General features: G+C 72.8%; 17 protein-coding genes. 5 read left to right on the top strand and 12 right to left on the bottom strand.

Going from position 1 to position 16,616, the window contains the following annotated elements; translation table 11 throughout:
* Positions 1-17: 17 nt before the first annotated feature.
* Positions 18-1,055: an NUDIX hydrolase gene (locus ABT403_RS20695; RefSeq protein WP_344150624.1), complete on the bottom strand. Its 1,038-nt coding sequence runs from the start codon at positions 1,053-1,055 to the stop codon at positions 18-20.
* Positions 1,056-1,248: 193 nt separating this feature from the next.
* Here ABT403_RS20695 and ABT403_RS20690 point away from each other — a divergent pair, with 193 nt between their 5' ends.
* Entirely contained in the window at positions 1,249-2,238 is a 990-nt protein-coding gene (locus tag ABT403_RS20690; protein ID WP_344150956.1) for a LacI family DNA-binding transcriptional regulator, read from the top strand.
* A 38-nt stretch (positions 2,239-2,276) separates the two neighbouring features.
* Here the strand turns inward: ABT403_RS20690 and ABT403_RS20685 are convergent, their stop codons facing one another.
* From ABT403_RS20685 to ABT403_RS20665, 5 genes are all read right to left on the bottom strand, one after another.
* Entirely contained in the window at positions 2,277-3,575 is a 1,299-nt protein-coding gene (locus ABT403_RS20685; RefSeq protein ID WP_344150621.1) for a DUF6986 family protein, read from the bottom strand.
* Positions 3,576-3,761: 186 nt separating this feature from the next.
* A complete protein-coding gene (locus ABT403_RS20680; protein ID WP_344150618.1) occupies positions 3,762-4,724 on the bottom strand; it encodes an electron transfer flavoprotein subunit alpha/FixB family protein in 963 nt (320 codons plus the stop codon).
* A gap of 56 nt (positions 4,725-4,780) precedes the next feature.
* Positions 4,781-5,566 (bottom strand): electron transfer flavoprotein subunit beta/FixA family protein, encoded by a 786-nt coding sequence (locus ABT403_RS20675; RefSeq protein ID WP_344150615.1) that lies wholly within the window; start codon positions 5,564-5,566, stop codon positions 4,781-4,783.
* A gap of 214 nt (positions 5,567-5,780) precedes the next feature.
* Positions 5,781-6,329, bottom strand: coding sequence for a flavin reductase family protein (locus ABT403_RS20670; RefSeq protein ID WP_425580093.1), 549 nt, complete (start codon positions 6,327-6,329; stop codon positions 5,781-5,783).
* A 244-nt stretch (positions 6,330-6,573) separates the two neighbouring features.
* Positions 6,574-6,921 carry a TlpA family protein disulfide reductase gene (locus ABT403_RS20665; protein ID WP_344150613.1) on the bottom strand — a complete coding sequence of 116 codons (348 nt, stop codon included), beginning with the start codon at positions 6,919-6,921 and terminating at the stop codon, positions 6,574-6,576.
* A gap of 240 nt (positions 6,922-7,161) precedes the next feature.
* On the opposite strand from ABT403_RS20665, the gene ABT403_RS20660 reads away from it, so the two are divergent.
* The gene (locus tag ABT403_RS20660) at positions 7,162-7,884 is read left to right on the top strand and encodes a lysophospholipid acyltransferase family protein (RefSeq protein WP_344150611.1); all 723 of its coding nucleotides are present in this window, start codon (positions 7,162-7,164) and stop codon (positions 7,882-7,884) included.
* 84 nt (positions 7,885-7,968) lie between these two features.
* Positions 7,969-9,222, top strand: a complete 1,254-nt coding sequence (locus ABT403_RS20655; protein WP_344150609.1) for an MFS transporter — start codon at positions 7,969-7,971, stop codon at positions 9,220-9,222.
* On the opposite strand, the gene ABT403_RS20650 is transcribed toward ABT403_RS20655, so the two are convergent.
* The 5 genes from ABT403_RS20650 to ABT403_RS20630 form a co-directional block, all read right to left on the bottom strand.
* Positions 9,158-9,757 carry a transglutaminase-like domain-containing protein gene (locus tag ABT403_RS20650; protein ID WP_344150607.1) on the bottom strand — a complete coding sequence of 200 codons (600 nt, stop codon included), beginning with the start codon at positions 9,755-9,757 and terminating at the stop codon, positions 9,158-9,160. The genes ABT403_RS20655 and ABT403_RS20650 overlap by 65 nt on opposite strands.
* Before the next feature lie 89 nt (positions 9,758-9,846).
* Positions 9,847-10,941, bottom strand: coding sequence for a threonine aldolase family protein (locus ABT403_RS20645; protein WP_425580092.1), 1,095 nt, complete (start codon positions 10,939-10,941; stop codon positions 9,847-9,849).
* The gene (locus tag ABT403_RS20640; RefSeq protein ID WP_344150601.1) at positions 10,920-11,675 is read right to left on the bottom strand and encodes an SDR family NAD(P)-dependent oxidoreductase; all 756 of its coding nucleotides are present in this window, start codon (positions 11,673-11,675) and stop codon (positions 10,920-10,922) included. The genes ABT403_RS20645 and ABT403_RS20640 overlap by 22 nt, the downstream gene beginning before the upstream one ends.
* Positions 11,676-11,701: 26 nt before the next feature.
* Positions 11,702-13,108, bottom strand: a complete 1,407-nt coding sequence (locus ABT403_RS20635; protein WP_344150598.1) for a DUF6421 family protein — start codon at positions 13,106-13,108, stop codon at positions 11,702-11,704.
* 173 nt (positions 13,109-13,281) lie between these two features.
* Positions 13,282-14,424, bottom strand: a complete 1,143-nt coding sequence (locus ABT403_RS20630) for an LLM class flavin-dependent oxidoreductase (protein WP_344150595.1) — start codon at positions 14,422-14,424, stop codon at positions 13,282-13,284.
* 49 nt (positions 14,425-14,473) lie between these two features.
* Between ABT403_RS20630 and ABT403_RS20625 the strand changes: the two genes are divergently transcribed.
* Positions 14,474-15,112 (top strand): PadR family transcriptional regulator, encoded by a 639-nt coding sequence (locus tag ABT403_RS20625; RefSeq protein ID WP_344150592.1) that lies wholly within the window; start codon positions 14,474-14,476, stop codon positions 15,110-15,112.
* Positions 15,113-15,302: 190 nt separating this feature from the next.
* Positions 15,303-15,995, top strand: a complete 693-nt coding sequence (locus tag ABT403_RS20620) for a glycerophosphodiester phosphodiesterase (RefSeq protein ID WP_344150589.1) — start codon at positions 15,303-15,305, stop codon at positions 15,993-15,995.
* Positions 15,996-16,034: 39 nt separating this feature from the next.
* Here the strand turns inward: ABT403_RS20620 and ABT403_RS20615 are convergent, their stop codons facing one another.
* Positions 16,035-16,574: a GNAT family N-acetyltransferase gene (locus ABT403_RS20615; RefSeq protein ID WP_344150586.1), complete on the bottom strand. Its 540-nt coding sequence runs from the start codon at positions 16,572-16,574 to the stop codon at positions 16,035-16,037.
* Positions 16,575-16,616 lie beyond the last annotated feature (42 nt).

The following is a 16,616-nucleotide window of genomic DNA, read 5'->3' as shown; positions in this document are numbered from 1 at the left end:
GACCTTGCCCGGCGGGGTTACGGCGTCGGGCACCCCGCCTCCAGGTACAGGGGGCGGCCCCGCTCCCGCGCCCGCAGCGCCCACCGCAGCCGCTCGTACCGTTGCGGCGGCAGCATCCCGGCGGCCTCCTCCTCCGTGACGAACCGCCAGGCCCGCAGCTCCGGCCCCGGCAGCCGCAGCCGCGCGGCCTCCGGCTCCGAGAGCCGGCCGCCGTCGAACAGCAGCCGCAGCCCCCCGTAGGCCGGGGACCGTGGCGGCTCCCAGTCGACCACCAGCAGTCCGGGCACCCGGTCCAGGGTCAGGCCGAGTTCCTCCGCGACCTCCCGTACGCCCGCCCGCGCCGGCGCCTCGCCCGCCTCGACGACACCGCCCGGGAACTCCCAGCCCGGCTTGTACGTCGGATCCACCAGGAGCACCCGGTCCCGGTCGTCGAAGAGCAGCACCCCCGCCGCCACCGTCTCCCGCGTCGGCTCCGGCGTCTGCACGATGTCGCAGACCGCCGCCGTGTCCGTCCGCACGGCCTCGGCGATCCGCTGCGCCGTCTCCCGCGCCGTCAGCCGGCCGTTGTCGATGACGTGCGCGTCGGCGGTCAGCCACCCCAGCGCCTGCCGGTAGGCGGGGATGTGGCCGTAGGACCACTGCCGGACCCGTTCGTCCACCTCCTGCGGTGCGCCCGGTTCACGGCGGGCGGCTATGCGCTCGCGCAGGATCGTTTCCGCCGGGGCGAGCAGCACGTGCCGGACGGGGATCCGCCGGGCCGCGAGCGCCCCGAAGACCTCGTCCCGGTACTCCTGCCGCAGCAGCGTCATCGGGACGACCAGCACCCCGCCCACCTCGGCCAGTACCGCGGCCGCCGCGTCGACGACGAGCCTGCGCCAGCTCGGCAGGTCCTGGTAGTCGTCGACCTCCGCGAGGCGTTTGCCCGGCAGGAGGCGGCGCAGCGCGTCCCCGATGAGCTCCGGGTCGTACAGGGTGCTGTCCGGCAGCAGTGCGACCAGTTCGCGGGCCGTACCGGTCTTCCCGGCACCGAAAGCGCCGTTGATCCAGACGATCACGTCTACCCCTCTCCCATTGGCTCGCCTCCGAAGCCCCCAGTGGCTTGCCCGCCCCACCCTGCCACGGAAACCCGCTCTCCGGCCGAGTGCATATCCTCGAGCCAGAGCCCACCGCCGTCCCGCCCCAGGAGGTTTCCCCGCCGTGCCCGAGAACCGCCGCCCGTCCGAGCCCCGTTACGGAAACCGGCCGACCATGAAGGACGTGGCGGCCCGGGCGGGTGTCGGCCTGAAGACGGTCTCCCGGGTCGTCAACGGCGAGCCGGGGGTGACCCCGGACACCGAGCGGCGGGTCCAGGACGCCATCGAGGCCCTGGGTTTCCGGCGCAACGACAGCGCCCGCGTCCTGCGCAAGGGCCGCACCGCCACCGTCGGCCTGGTCCTGGAGGACCTCGCCGACCCCTTCTACGGACCGCTGAACCGGGCCGTCGAGGAGGTGGCGCGCGCCCACGGCGCCCTGCTGATCAACGGCTCCAGCGCCGAGGACCCGGACCGGGAGCGGGAGTTGGCGCTCGCGCTGTGCGCCCGCCGGGTGGACGGCCTGATCGTGATCCCGGCCGGGGACGACCACCGCTACCTGGAACCGGAGATCCGGGCCGGGGTGGCCACGGTGTTCGTGGACCGCCCGGCGGGCGGCATCGAGGCGGACGTGGTGCTGTCGGACAGCTTCGGCGGCGCCCGCGACGGGGTGGCGCACCTGATCGCGGCCGGCCACCGGCGGATCGGCTTCATCGGCGACCACCCCCGCATCCACACCGCCGTGGAGCGCCTGCGCGGCTACCGCGAGGCGATGGGCCGGGCGGGCCTGCCGGTGTCCGAGTCCTGGGTCTCCCTCGGCTCGACGGCCCCGGAACGGGTGGCGGCGGCGGCCGGGGCGATGCTGGCGGGTCCGGAGCCGGTCACGGCCCTCTTCGCCGGCAACAACCGGGTCACCGTGACCGCGGTACGGGTCCTCGCGGCGCAGCCCCGGCCCGTGGCCCTGGTCGGCTTCGACGACTTCGAACTGGCCGACCTGCTGCGCCCCGGCGTCACGGTGGTGGCCCAGGACCCGGCGGCCCTGGGCCGCGTGGCCACGGACCGCCTCTTCCAGCGCCTCGCGGGCACCGGCCTCCTCCCGTCCCGCACCGTCCTGCCGACCCGCCTGATCCCGCGCGGCTCGGGCGAACTCCCGCCGTTCACCGGCTGAGCCCCCGCGAACTCGCCGCGCGGGCGGCGCGGTCCGGGTCAGGAGGTGGCCGTCAGGGTGGCCGAGCGGCGCGGGATGGCGAAGGCGTCCAGTTCGGCGCGGGTCAGGCCGGTCAGGGCGGTGACCTCCTCGGTGCCGACGGCGCCGCAGTCGAGGCCGCGGACCAGGTAGCCGGCCAGGGCCTTGGCGGTGGCGGGCTCGTCCATCACGTCGCCCTCGATCTTCGCCACGTACGCCTTCAGGCGCGCGGCGGCGGCCTCCAGGCCCTCGCGGTAGAAGGTGAAGACGGCCGCGTAGCGGGTCGGCAGGTGCGCCGGGTGCATGTCCCAGCCCTGGTAGTACGCGCGGGCCAGGGCGCGGCGGGTCAGGCCGTAGTGCAGCCGCCAGGCCTCGTGGACCTGCTCGGTGGTGCCGACGGGCTTGACGTTCGTCGAGCCGTCGGAGACGCGTACGCCGGTGCCGGCGGCCGCCACCTGCATGATCGCCTTCGCGTGGTCGGCGGCGGGGTGGTCGCTGGCCTGGTAGGCGGCGGAGACGCCGACGCAGGCGCTGTAGTCGAAGGTGCCGTAGTGCAGGCCGGTGGCGCGGCCCTTGGAGGCCTCGATCATCCGGGCCACGGTGGCGGTGCCGTCGGAGGCCAGGATGGACTGGCTGGTCTCGATCTGGATCTCGAAGCCGATCCGGCCCGGGCGCAGGCCGCGGGTGGTCTCGAAGGCCTCCAGCAGCTTGACGAAGGCGCTGACCTGCTCGGCGTAGGTGACCTTGGGGAGGGTCAGGACGAGGCCCTCGGGCAGGCCGCCGTGCTCGAGGAGGCCGGAGAGGAAGATGTCCGTGGTGCGGATGCCGCGGTCGCGGACGTTGGACTCCATGCACTTCATGCGGATGCCCATGTACGGGGCGTTGGTGCCGTTGGAGAAGGCCTCCGAGACGAGGCGGGCGGCGCGGGCCGCGGCCTGGTCCTCCTCCTCGTCGGAGCGGACGCCGAAGCCGTCCTCGAAGTCCACGCGGAGGTCCTCGACGGGCTCGGAGGCGAGCTTGGCGCGGACGCGGTCGTAGACCGGGACGGCCAGTTCGTCGGGGATGCCGAGCACCTTGGCGAAGGTGGCGGCGTCGGGGGCGTGCTCGTCCATGGCCGCGAGGGCCTGGTCGCCCCAGGAGCGGATGGTGCCGGCGTCGAAGACGTCACCGGGGACGTAGACGGTGTGGATGGGCTGGCGGGTGCCGGGGTCGCCCGGGTAGTGGCGCGCGAGTTCCGCGTCCACCGGCGCCAGGGAGGCGCTGATGCCTTCGCTGACCGCGCCTGCGAGGCTCGTCGCCACCTTCTCCTGCTGACCCATCGTGCACTCTCCTCTTTTCCACTTCACGGAAGCCTAGATCCGCATAGCAGAATTTAGTCATGGGCCTTCCGCCCCGTCAATGGTCCCTCCACCGGGTGGGACAAACGACTCGGGGCCGTGCGGTGAGAATCACCACACGGCCCCGGAGGCCAAGAGATGCCCAGGTCAGAGACCGGGTGGCGGGTTTCAGCCCTTGCGCGCCTTGATCTCGCCCGTCAGCTGCGGGACGACCTCGAAGAGGTCGCCGACCACGCCGTAGTCGACGAGGTCGAAGATCGGGGCCTCGGCGTCCTTGTTGATGGCGACGATGGTCTTCGACGTCTGCATGCCGGCCCGGTGCTGGATCGCGCCGGAGATGCCGGTGGCGATGTAGAGCTGCGGGGAGACCGACTTGCCGGTCTGGCCGACCTGGTTGGTGTGCGGGTACCAGCCGGCGTCGACCGCGGCGCGGGAGGCGCCGACCGCCGCACCGAGGGAGTCCGCGAGGTCCTCGATGAGGTGGAAGTTCTCCGCGCCGTTGACGCCGCGGCCGCCGGAGACGACGATCGCGGCCTCGGTCAGCTCCGGGCGGCCCGTCGACTCGCGCGGGGTGCGGGAGACGACCTTGGTGCCGGTGGCCAGGGCGCCGAAGGTGACGGCGAGCGCCTCGACGGCGCCGGCGGCCGGGGCGGCCTCGACCGGGGCCGAGTTCGGCTTCACGGTGATGACCGGGGTGCCCTTGGAGACACGGGACTTGGTGGTGAACGACGCGGCGAAGGCGGCCTGGGTCGCGACCGGACCCTCGTCACCGGCCTCCAGGTCGATGGCGTCGGTGATGATGCCGGAGCCGATGCGCACGGCGAGGCGCGCGGCGATCTCCTTGCCCTCGGCGGAGGACGGGACGAGCACGGCGGCCGGGGAGACGGCGTCGTACGCGGCCTGGAGGGCGTCGACCTTCGGGACGACGAGGTAGTCGGTGAACTCGGGGGCGTCGGCGGTGAGGACCTTGACGGCACCGTGCTCGGCGAGGACGGCGGCGGTGGCCTCGGCACCGGCGCCCAGGGCGACGGCGACGGGCTCGCCGACGCGGCGGGCCAGCGTCAGCAGCTCAAGGGTGGGCTTGCGGACGGCACCGTCCACGTGGTCGACGTAGACGAGAACTTCAGCCATGGGACTGCTCTCCTGCTTTACGAGGTGTCTGGGGGCTACTGGGGAGGCCGGAGCCCCTAGATGAACTTCTGGCCGGCCAGGAACTCGGCCAGCTGCTTGCCGCCCTCGCCCTCGTCCTTGACGACGGTGCCGGCGGTACGGGCCGGGCGCTGCGCCGCGGACTCGACCACGGTGTAGGCACCCTCGAGGCCCACCTCTTCGGCGTCCAGGTCCAGGTCGGACAGGTCCCAGGACTCCACCGGCTTCTTCTTGGCCGCCATGATGCCCTTGAAGGACGGGTAGCGGGCCTCGCCCGACTGGTCCGTCACCGAGACGAGCGCCGGGAGGGAGGCCTCCAGCTGCTCGCTCGCGGAGTCGCCGTCGCGGCGGCCCGTGACGGTGCCGTCCTCGACCTTGACCTCGGAGAGCAGGGTGACCTGCGGGACGCCCAGGCGCTCGGCCAGGATCGCCGGCAGGACGCCCATGGTGCCGTCGGTCGAGGCCATACCCGTGATGACCAGGTCGTAGCCGGCCTTCTCGACGGCCTTCGCCAGCACCAGCGAGGTGCCGATGACGTCGGTGCCGTGCAGGTCGTCGTCCTCGACGTGGATGGCCTTGTCGGCGCCCATCGACAGCGCCTTGCGCAGCGCGTCCTTGGCGTCCTCGGGACCCACCGTCAGGACGGTGACCTCGGCGTCGTCGGCCTCGTCGGCGATCTGGAGCGCCTGCTCGACGGCGTACTCGTCGAGCTCCGACAGCAGACCGTCGACGTCGTCGCGGTCGACCGTCAGGTCATCGGCGAAGTGCCGGTCGCCGGTGGCGTCGGGCACGTACTTCACACAGACAACGATCCTCAGGCTCACGCCGGCTCTCCTACCGCATCGTCTTTTACTGATACCGCTACTGATACCGCCTTGTGCAGGCAGCATAGGCGCCTTCCGGCGCGGATCCCGGTCGGGGCGGCGCCCGTTCCGAAGGGAATGTTACTCGTCAGTACACAGTGGGTCTTCCCCGGTTGCAAGGCCACTGAACTGTGATCTGGCCAACGCCGCCCGAACCCGCCCCAGCAGGGACGATTCAGTCGCGCAACGCGTTGAAGCGACCCTGGTGGTACAGCAGGGGCCGGCCCTCCCCGGCGGAGTCCCCCACCACGGCCTCCGCGATGATCACACGGTGCGCCCCGGCGGGCACCCTCGCCACGACCCGGCACACCAGCCACGCCGGCACCCCGCCCAGCAGCGGCACCCCGTGCGGTCCCGGCGCCCAGTCGGTCTCCGGCCCGAAACGGTCGGCCCCGCTGCGCGCGAAGAGCCCGGCCAGCTCCCGCTGGTGCTCCCCGAGTATGTGGACGCCGAGGTACTCCCCGTCCCGTACGGCGGGCCAGCTGGAGGAGCCGGTGCCGATGGTGAACGAGAGCATCGGCGGTTCGGCGGAGACCGAGTTGAGCGAGGTCGCGGTGAAGCCCGCCGGGCTGCCGCCGGCCTGCGCCGTGATCACCGCCACGCCGGCGGCGTGCCGGCGGAAGACGGAGCGGAGCAGCTCGGGCGAGCCGGGCAGCGGGGCGCGGCCGGTGTCGTCGAGGGGGGCGGGGACGAGGGAGGCGGGCGGGGCCGTGGGGGCCGTCATGAGGGGCCTTCCTTCTGCCGCGGGGATCGCGGGCTGGGCGGGCGGGGATCGGGGGTCGGGGGCGTTCAGCGATCCCAACAGCGCGCACTCGCACACCGGACGAGGTCCACATGGACCCGCCGGTGAAGCAGGAGTTCATACCGCATGCCGCCAGCCTGGCGATCTCCCGTGTACACAGTCAAGCCGCAGCGGCCAGATGTCAGGTGCGTCACGCTGCGTGCGGGGGCGCGCACCGGCGCGACCGTCACATCGCCGCCCCGAGCGCCGCGATCACGTCGGCCTTCCTCGGCATCCCGGCGGCCCGCCGGACGATCCGGCCCGCGCCGTCCAGGACGAACACGGTCGGGGTCTTCTCCACGCCCAGGGCGCGCACGAGCCCGAGCTCGCGCTCGGCGTCGATCTCGATGTGCGCGACCCCGTCCACCATTTCGGCGACCTCGGCGAGGATCCGCCGGGTGGCCCGGCAGGGCTGGCAGAAGGCGCTGGAGAACTGCACCAGGCTGGCCCGCTCCCCGGGCTCCCGCCCCAGTTCGGCGGCGCCCAGGCGCCCCTGCGCGGCCGCCTTCCCGGCGGCCTCCTCGTGTCCGGGCACACCCGCTCCTGTCTACCCTGTCCCCATGTACGCACCACCCCGGCCGCGGCCGGGAGGCTCTCCCCGTCCGAGCGTCCCCGTCACGCCGCGCATTCCCCGCGTGACGAGGATCTCCTCGCCCGCGGGCGTCCGGGCTGGCCAGCGGGCCGCGTTTTCGGGCACCATCCCCATGGTCGCGTACCTACGCTTCCGTAACTTCCGGCCGGGAGCACCTCCCCAGGCAGAAAGCGGGGTCTCCCCATGGCTGAGCTCGTCTACCCCCCGGTGATCGGCGCCGCGCACACGCTGTTCCGCGCGCTGGACATCCGCATCGACATGAAGGGCACCGAGAACATCCCGCGCAAGGGCGGGGCGGTCCTGGTGTCGAACCACATCGGCTACCTCGACTTCATCTTCGCCGGCCTGACGGCGCGGCCGCAGAAGCGGCTGGTGCGCTTCATGGCCAAGGAGTCGGTGTTCCGGCACAAGGTCTCCGGTCCGCTGATGCGCGCGATGAAGCACATCCCGGTCGACCGGCAGCAGGGCGAGTCCGCCTACCAGCACGCCCTGGAGTCGCTGCGGTCGGGCGAGATCATCGGGGTGTTCCCGGAGGCGACGATCTCCCAGTCGTTCACCCTCAAGAGCTTCAAGTCGGGTGCCGCGCGCATGGCGCAGGAGGCCGGGGTCCCGCTGATCCCGGTGGCGCTGTGGGGCACCCAGCGGCTGTGGACCAAGGGCCGGCCCAAGAACCTCAAGCGCAGCCACATCCCCGTGACCATGCGGGTCGGCGAGCCGATCGAGGCACCGAAGGACCAGTACGCGGGGGCCATCACCCGCCGGCTGCGCGAGCGCGTGCAGGAGCTGCTGGAGGCGGCGCAGGCCGCCTACCCGGCCAAGCCGCAGGGCACCGAGGACTCGTGGTGGCTGCCGGCCCACCTCGGGGGGACCGCGCCGACGGCGGCGCAGGTCAAGGAAGCGGGCTGATCCGCCGCACTTCTCCGGCGGGCCCCCGTCCCGCGTAACGTCTTCGTCGCGCATCACGTTGCCGAACGCGGAGGGGGTTCGCCGATGGGCGGGTTCGGGCGGTATCTGGCGGCGGCTCTGGCCGCACGCTTCGCATCCGAGGGCATGGGCATGGCGGTGGTCCTGCTGGCCCTGGAGCGGACCGGTTCCGCCGCGCACGGGGCGTTCGTGCTGACGGCCTGGATGGCCCCGCACGTGCTGGCCGCCCCCGTGGCGGGCGCCGTCGCGGGGCGGGCGCGCCGGCCCCGGCTGTTCTACGCGGGGGCGCTGGCCGGTTTCACGGCGGCCGTGGCGGGACTGGCGGCGCTGCTGGGCCGGGCCCCGGTGCCGGTGGTGCTGGCGGTGGCGGTGCTGGGCGGGTCCTGCGGGCCGGTGGTGACGGGCGGGCTGTCGAGCCTGGTCGCGGGGCTGGTGGCGGAGGGGCCCCGGCGGGACCGGGCGTACGGCTGGGACGCCTCGACGTACAACGCGGCCGCCGTCACGGCCCCCGCGGTGGTCAGCCTGGCCGGGGCGGCGCTCTCGGCGGGGCCGGCGATGGGGGTGCTGGCCCTGTCCGCCGCGCTGGCCGCGGCCCTGGCGGCGTCCCTGCCGTACGGGAGCCACAGCCCGCGCGAGGACGCGTACGGGGACCGTGGCGCGGCCTCCCGGCCCGGTCTGGGCGCGGGGCTGGCGGCGCTGTGGCGGGTCCGGGAACTGCGGGCGATCACCTCGGCGACCACCCTGGCCTTCGTCGGCGTCGGGGCCCTGACCACCACCTCGGTGCTGCTGGCCCGGGGGCTCGGCAGTCCCGGCGCGGGCGGGGTGCTGATGACGGCCTTCGCGCTCGGCGCGCTGGCGGGTTCCCTGACCCTGGGCCGGATGACGTCGGTGGCGCCGGGCCGGCTGGCCCGCTGGGGCATGGCGGGGACGGGCGTCGCGCTCGTGGCGGCCGCGTTCGCCCCGTCGGTCGCGCTGACGGCGGCCGCGTTCGCGGCGGCGGGGGTGGCCGACGGGCCGCTGCTGACGGCCACGCTGCGGATCCGCTCGGAGCACGCCCCGGCCGCGGTACGGACCCAGGTGTTCACCCTCGGGGCCGGGCTGAAGGTGACGGCGGCTTCCACGGGGGCCGCTCTGGTGGGGCTGGCGGCCGCCGCGCCGCCGTGGACGCTGCTGCTCGGGATCGCCGTGCTGCAGCTCGCGGCCGCCGCGCTGCACCTGCTGGTGGCGGCGCGCGGGCGGGTGGCGCGGCTCCCGGTTACAGGGAGGCCGGCAGGTTCCGCCACAGCTCCGGCCGGTCGGCGGACTCCTGGAGGGCCTTGAGCGTGGCGGGGTGCGGGGCGGCGTACAGCCCGGGGTGGTCGACCTCGCCGAGCTCCGGCCGTACGGGGAAGGCGAGCCGCTCCACGTCGAGGCTGAACCGGGCGTCAACTCCGGGCTTGTTGCCCCGCGGGTCGACCCGGGACCAGTCCTCCCGGCCGGGCAGCCGCAGGGCGACGAGGCCGTGGACGACCAGGCCCGAGCCGTCGTCCTCCCCGAGGAGTTGGTAGCACAGCCCGGCGGGGATGCCCTGGGCGCGCAGCAGCGCGACGAGCGCGTGGGACTTGGCGTAGCAGATGCCGTTGCGGGTGCTCAGGACGTCGGAGGCGCGCCAGGAGACCCGCATGTCGCCCGAGTCGGCGGAGTGCGCGATGGTGTCCCGGACGAACTCAAAGGCCGCCTGGGCGTATGAATATGCATCACCTGTGGCCGCCCAGAGGACGTCGGCGGTCTCCTGGACCAGGGGATGCCAGTGATCGATGGCCTCACTTGAGGCCAGATATGCGTGAATATCTGGGTTCTGCTGGATGAGCTGCATGATCGGCAGCATAGGCATGCCTCCGACCGCAGATCAATAGATTTGCCATCGGAGGCATAACTATTCAGCTCTTCGGGGGCAGGCCGCTCCTAGCGGGCCAGCTCCTCCTTGAGCGCCTGGAGGAAGCCGTCGACGTCTTCCTCCTGCGTGTCGAAGCTGCACATCCAGCGGACGTCGCCGGCGGCCTCGTCCCAGAAGTAGAAGCGGTACCGCTCCTGGAGCCTGCGCGTCACCTCGTGCGGCAGCCGTGCGAACACCGCATTGGCCTGCACCGGGTAGAGGATCTCCACCCCGTCGATCCCGCGCACGCCCGCGGCGAGCCGCTGGGCCATCGCGTTGCCGTGGCGGGCGTTGCGCAGCCACAGGTCCTTGGCGAGCAGCGCTTCGAGCTGCACCGAGACGAAGCGCATCTTCGACGCGAGCTGCATCGACATCTTGCGGATGTGCTTCATCTGCCGGACCGCGTCCGGGTTGATCACCACCACGGCCTCGCCGAACATCATGCCGTTCTTGGTGCCGCCGTACGACAGCACGTCCACCCCCACCGTGTTGGTGAAGGTCCGCATCGGCACGTCGAGCGAGGCCGCGGCGTTGGCTATCCGGGCACCGTCGAGGTGCACCTTCATGCCCAGCGAGTGGGCGTGCTCGCAGATCGCCCTGATCTCGTCCGGGGTGTAGACCGTACCGAGCTCGGTGTTCTGGGTGATCGAGACGACCTGGGGCATCGCCCGGTGCTCGTCCTCGAAGCCCCAGGCCTCCTGGTCGATCAGCTCGGGGGTGAGCTTCCCGTCCGGGGTGGGCACGGCCAGCAGCTTGATGCCGGCCATCCGCTCGGGCGCGCCGCCCTCGTCCACGTTGATGTGGGCGGTCTTGGCGCAGATCACCGCGCCCCACCGGTCGGTCATGGCCTGGAGGGCGACGACGTTGGCGCCCGTGCCGTTGAAGACCGGGAAGGCTTCGGCGTACGGACCGAAGTGGCTGCGGAACACCTTCTGGAGGTGCTCGGTGTAGTCGTCCTCGCCGTAGGAGACCTGGTGGCCTTCGTTGGCGAGGGCGACGGCCGCGAGCACCTCCGGGTGGACCCCCGCGTAGTTGTCGCTGGCGAAACCGCGCACGGCCGGGTCGTGGTGGCGGCGGGCGTCGGTCTTGCCGTTTTCGGTTCTCACGGTTGCGGAGTGAGCCACAGACGCTGTCCGTTCACATCGGGGGCGGGCCGCTCCCACACGCCGGCGATGGCCTCGGCCAGCTCCTTGACGTCGGTGAAGCCCGCGAACTTCGCATTCGGGCGCTCGGCGCGCATCGCGTCGTGCACCAGTGCCTTGATCACCAGGATCGTAGCCGCGGCGGTCGGCCCGTCCTCGCCGCCGGCCTTGCGGAACGAGTCCGCCATGGCCAGGGTCCACGCCTCGGCGGCCGCCTTGCCCGCGTTGTACGCGGCGTTGTTGGCGACCGGCTTGTGCGCGCCGGACTGGCTGATCAGGACGTAGCGTCCGCGGTCGCTGCGCAGCAGCGCGTCGTGGAAGGCGAGCGAAGTGTGCTGGACCGTCCGGATCAGGAGCTTCTCCAGGAGCTCCCAGTCCGCGAGGTCCACGTCCGTGAAGGTCTTGCTGCCGCGCCAGCCGCCGACGAGGTGGACCAGGCCGTCGACGCGGCCGAACTCCTTCTCGGTGCGCTCGGCCCAGGCCTTGGCGGCCTCCAGGTCGAGCAGGTCGACGGTGTCACCGGTGACGGTGGCACCCCCGTGGGCGTAGCGGGCGGCGTCGACGGACTCCGCGAGGCGCGCCGCGTCGGCGTCGGACGCCACCACGGTGGCGCCCGCCTCCGCGAGGCGCATCAGCGCGGCGCGTCCGGCGGGGCCGCCGGCCCCGGCCACCGCCACCACCGCTCCGTGGAGCGGGCCGTTCCCGGAGCCGTTCATCGGTGCAGCCTCCTGAGGGCGAGTGCTCACGCGGCGTTCCGCGAGGCGTCGTCGGCGTTCTGCGGGGTGATGCCCTTGGTCGAGGCGATCACGCCCTTGAGCTTCTTGGCGAGGGCCTCGTAGAACATGCTGAGCGGAAACTCGTCCGGAAGCACGTCGTCCACGAGCTTGCGCGGCGGCTGCGTCAGGTCGAGGGCGTCGGGGCCCTTGGCCCACTTGGAGCCCGGGTGCGGGGCCAGGTAGGTGGAGACGAGCTCGTAGGCCTTGAACCAGTGCACCAGCTTCGGGCGGTCGATGCCCGCGCGGTACAGGTCCTCGATCTCGGCGCACAGCTGGTTGGTGACCTGCGGGGCGCGCATCCAGTCGATCTTCAGCTTGTTGTCCGTCCAGCGCACGACGTCGTGCTTGTGGAGGTAGGCGAAGAGCAGCTGCCCGCCGAGACCGTCGTAGTTGCGGTTGCGGTCGCCGGAGACCGGGAAGCGGAACATCCGGTCGAAGAGGACGGCGTACTGGACGTCGCGGCCGTGCTCGTTGCCCTCGGACTCCAGCTTCACGGCCTCCTTGAAGGCGGTGAGGTCGCAGCGCAGCTCCTCCAGGCCGTACATCCAGAACGGCTGGCGCTGCTTGATCATGAAGGGGTCGAACGGCAGGTCACCGTGGCTGTGGGTGCGGTCGTGGACCATGTCCCACAGGACGAAGGCCTTCTCGCAGCGCTCCTGGTCCTCGACCATGCGGGCGATGTCCTCGGGCAGCTCGATGCCCAGGATGTCGACGGCGGCCTCGGTGACCTTGCGGTAGCGCGCGGCCTCGCGGTCGCAGAAGATGCCGCCCCAGGTGAAGCGCTCGGGGGCCTCGCGGACGGCGATGGTCTCCGGGAAGAGCACGGCGGAGTTGGTGTCGTAGCCCGGGGTGAAGTCCTCGAAGGTGATCCCGAGGAACAGCGGGTTGTCGTACCGGGTGCGCTCCAGCTCGGAGAGCCAGTCCGGCCACACCATCTTCAGCACGACGGCCTCGAGGTTGCGGTCGAGGTTGCCGTTCTGGGTGTACATCGGGAAGACGACGAGGTGCTGGAGGCCGTCCTCGCGCTGCGCGGCCGGGTGGAAGGCCAGCAGGGAGTCGAGGAAGTCGGGCACCGCGAAGCCGTCCGCGGCCCACTTGCGCAGGTCGGCGACGAGCGCACGGTGGTAGTCGGCGGCGTGCGGCAGCAGCGGGGACAGGGTCTCCACGCCCGCGATGACGCGCTCGATGACGGCCTCGACCTCGACCCGGTCGGGCGCGCCCTCGGCGTCGAAGTCGATCGAGCCGTCCTTGGCCTGCCAAGGGCGGATCTCCTCCACGGCGGCCTTGAGCTCGGGCCACGCCGGGTGGTCCACCACCCGCGCCCCGGCGGTTATCACGGCCCCGCCGATGCCCGGCACAAGAGTTTCCGTCATGTCACTTCCTCCACAGGAGAACCTCGCGTTAAGACAGCGTATGCATGCGAGGCTCTCCCGCTCAAGAGGAAACTCGGGAAATTTTTCTGTAACACCCCCCACTCCACCGGAAGTCTTCCCGTTACTCACGGTGGAATCCACCACTCCGCCTAGTGATCGGCGTAGCGTCCGGCCTAATCGGCGGACCGGGGGTTCACCCCCGCCCGGAAGTGCGGGATGACCTTCTCGCCCCATTGGCGCAGGGTCTCCAGGCAGGCCTCCTGCGGCACGGTGCCCATCTGGACCAGGCACATCACCTCGTCCGCGCCGGCCTCCCGCAGCCGCTCCACGTACGCGATGGCCTCGTCGGCGCTCCCGTAGGCGTGGTCGGCGTTGAACGTGGCCGTGGAGGCCGGCCGGACGGGGATGTCCTGCTCGTGCAGCCGGGCCACGACCTGCTCGGCGGCCCGGCGCAGCTCCGCCGCCTCGTCGGCGCCCGCCACGACCGCCTCGTCCGGGACCCCCGCGCCGCCGTACCAGTGCCCGATGGACTGCGCGAAGAAGCGCTGCCCCCGGATGCCGATCCGGCGGGCCTCCTCGGGATCGTCGAGGACGATGGTCGGGCAGAGCACGGAGAAGTGGTCGTTGACGGCGGAGGAGACGAACCGGCTGCCGTCGCGCTCCGCGCGCGCCGCGTCGTAGACGGCCCGCATGCCCGCGATGGACTCCGGTCCGGCGAAGCCCATGACCAGGGCCCCGATCCCCAGCTCGGCGGCCTTCACCAGGGTCTCGGCCCGGCTGCACGCGAGGAACAGCGGCGGGTGCGGGGTCTGGGCCGGGCGCGGCAGGACCGGGTGCGGGTCGATGTCGATCAGCTCACCGTGGTACTCCAGCTCCTCCCCCCGCCAGGCCCGGCCGATGATCCGCAGCGCCTCCTCCACCTCCGCCTCGGTGCGGTCGCGGTCGACCCCGCACAGGGAGGTCTCCTGGAGGGTGCCGCCGCGCCCCGCCCCCAGGTCCACGCGCCCGCCGGACAGCAGGTCGAGCATCGCGGCGCGTTCGGCCACCCGCACCGGGTGGTTGAAGCCGAAGGGCATGCACACGACGCCGTGCCCGATGCGTATGGTGTTCGTCCTGGCCGCTACGTAGCTCAGGAAGACCTCCGGTGCGCTCATGTGGGCATACCACTTCAGCGAGTGGTGCTCGACGGCCCAGATCCGGTCGAATCCCATGCGTTCGGCGAACACCGCCTGCTCGACGCAGTCGCGGATGACCTGGTGCTCCCGCTCCACGGTGGGATCGGCCAGTTGAGCCTCGAAGATCACGGAGAATTTCACAATGCCTCCAGAGATGCGTCCTGTGCCCGGTCTTGCTTCGATTAGAAATATGACTAGTAGTCATATCGCGAAGAAGCAAGACCTCCCGCCGACCGCGTGGGCGGTCCTGGGTCTGCTGTCGTTCCCCGGCGAGCGGACCGGATACGAGCTGAAGAAGTGGGCCGACTCCTCCCTCCGCTTCTTCTACTGGTCGCCCGCCATCAGCCAGATCTACGCCGAACTGCGGCGCCTGGAGGAGCTCGGATACGCCGCCTCCGCGCGCTCGGGGCCGGAGGAGGCCCGCGCCAAGCGCCGCTACGCCATCACGGAGGCGGGCCGCGAGGCCCTGGCCCGCTGGGCGGCGGACACCGCCGAGGCGGGGCCGCCGGTGCTCAAGCACGGGCTGCTGCTGCGGATCTGGCTCGGGCACCTGTCGGAGCCGGAGCTGCTGCGCGGGATGGTCACCGCCCACCTGGAGCGCACCCGGGCCGAACTGGCCGCCGTACGGGAGGCGATGGGGCACGCGGCGGACGTGCCGGAGTGGGCCTTCCCCGCCCTCGCCCTGCGCTGGAGCGAGCGCCAGCACCTGGCCGAACTGGAGCTGGGTGAGGCCCTGCTGGAGGACCTCGCGGAGGCCGGGAGGCGGGCGGCGGACCGGAGCGCGCGGGCGGGGCGTCAAGCCGCGGGGGACGCGCCCACCCCCGGGTGACGCGACGGGCCGTCCCGGACCCGCCGCAGGACCCACGGCCCCGGCGGGAAGCGGGCGGACGGCTTCCGCGAGCCCCCGCACGCCCGGTCCCATCGCGCGCGGTCCGCACTAGCATGCGTCCTCACCGGGCGCGGCCGGTCGGGACACCGCGACCGCGCCGGGAGCCGCCGTCGACGGAAGCGAGAGAACCTTGACTTTCCTCACCATCGGTCACCGCGGGGTCATGGGTGTGGAACCGGAGAACACCCTCCGGTCGTTCATCCGGGCGGAACGCTGCGGGATGGACGTCATCGCGCTGGACGTACGCCTCAGCAAGGACGGCGCCCTCGTCGTCCTGCACGACGCCGAGGTGGACCGCACCACGGACGGCGCGGGCGCCGTCGCCGACCTGACCCTCGCCGAGCTGCGCGAACTGGATGCCGGCCAGGGGGAACGGGTGCCGGTCCTGGACGAGGTGCTGGACGCCGTCCGGGTCCCGCTCCAGGTGTCGGTACAGGATCCGGCCGCCGCCGGGGCGCTCGCGGAACTGCTCGCGCGCGAGGACCTGGCCGCCCGGGTGGAGGTGGCCTCGGGCGACCCGGGGCTGCTGGCCGGGATCGCCCGGCGGGTCCCGGGGGTCCGGACGGCGCTGCGCGTGGAGCGGCCCGGCGCGGACCCCGACGGACTGGTGGCGCTCGCCCGGTCCGCGGGGGCCGCCTCCGTCGCGGTCGACGTCGGCCGGCTCAGCCTGGAGGCGGTGGAGGCGGCGCACGCGGCCGGGCTGCGGGTGACGGGCTGGACGGTCAACAGCCTGGACCGGCTGCGACTGGCGCGCGCCCTCCAACTGGACGGCGCCGCCACGGACTTCCCCGAGGTGCGCAGTACCGGCCGGTTCACGGCCTGAGCACCGCCGGGCGCGCTCCGGCGGCCGCCGGCCGGGCCGTCAGAGCGCCTTGACCAGCAGCTCGAAGGCCAGGTCGTCGCGGAGCGGGACGCCGAAGCGCTCGTCGCCGTAGGGGAAGGGGCTCATCTCGCCCGTGCGCCGGTAGCCGCGGCGCTCGTAGTAGGCGATGAGCTCCTCCCGTACGTGCACCACGGTCATCCGCATCTCCGTGACGTTCCAGTCCTCGCGGGCGCGGCGTTCGGCCTCGGCCATGACCTCCTTGCCGACGCCGCCGCCCTGGAGTCCGGGGCGGACCGCGAACATGCCGAAGTAGGCGTGGTCCCCCCGGTGTTCGAGCTGGCAGCAGGCGACGAGCCCGTCCGCGCCCTCGGCGACGAGGAGCGTGCTGTCCGGGTCGGCGATGATCGCGCCGACCCCGTCCGGGTCGGTGCGCTGGCCGTCCAGGATGTCGGCCTCCGTCGTCCAGCCGGCCCGGCTCGCGTCCCCGCGGTAGGCGGACTCCACGAGGGCCACCAGGGCCGGTACGTCCTCCTTCACGGCGCTGCGGAAGCGGAGGGGGGCGGGCTGGGCGGTGGGCATCGGACGCTCCCGAGGTGCGGCGGCGGATCGCCGCGGACCACG

The sequence above is a fragment of the Streptomyces sp. NPDC000075 genome (assembly GCF_040301925.1).
GTDB classification, from domain to species: domain Bacteria; phylum Actinomycetota; class Actinomycetes; order Streptomycetales; family Streptomycetaceae; genus Streptomyces; species Streptomyces polychromogenes.
The sequence above is the reverse complement of the archived record's forward strand: the minus strand, read 5'-3'. Positions and strand labels throughout refer to the sequence as shown.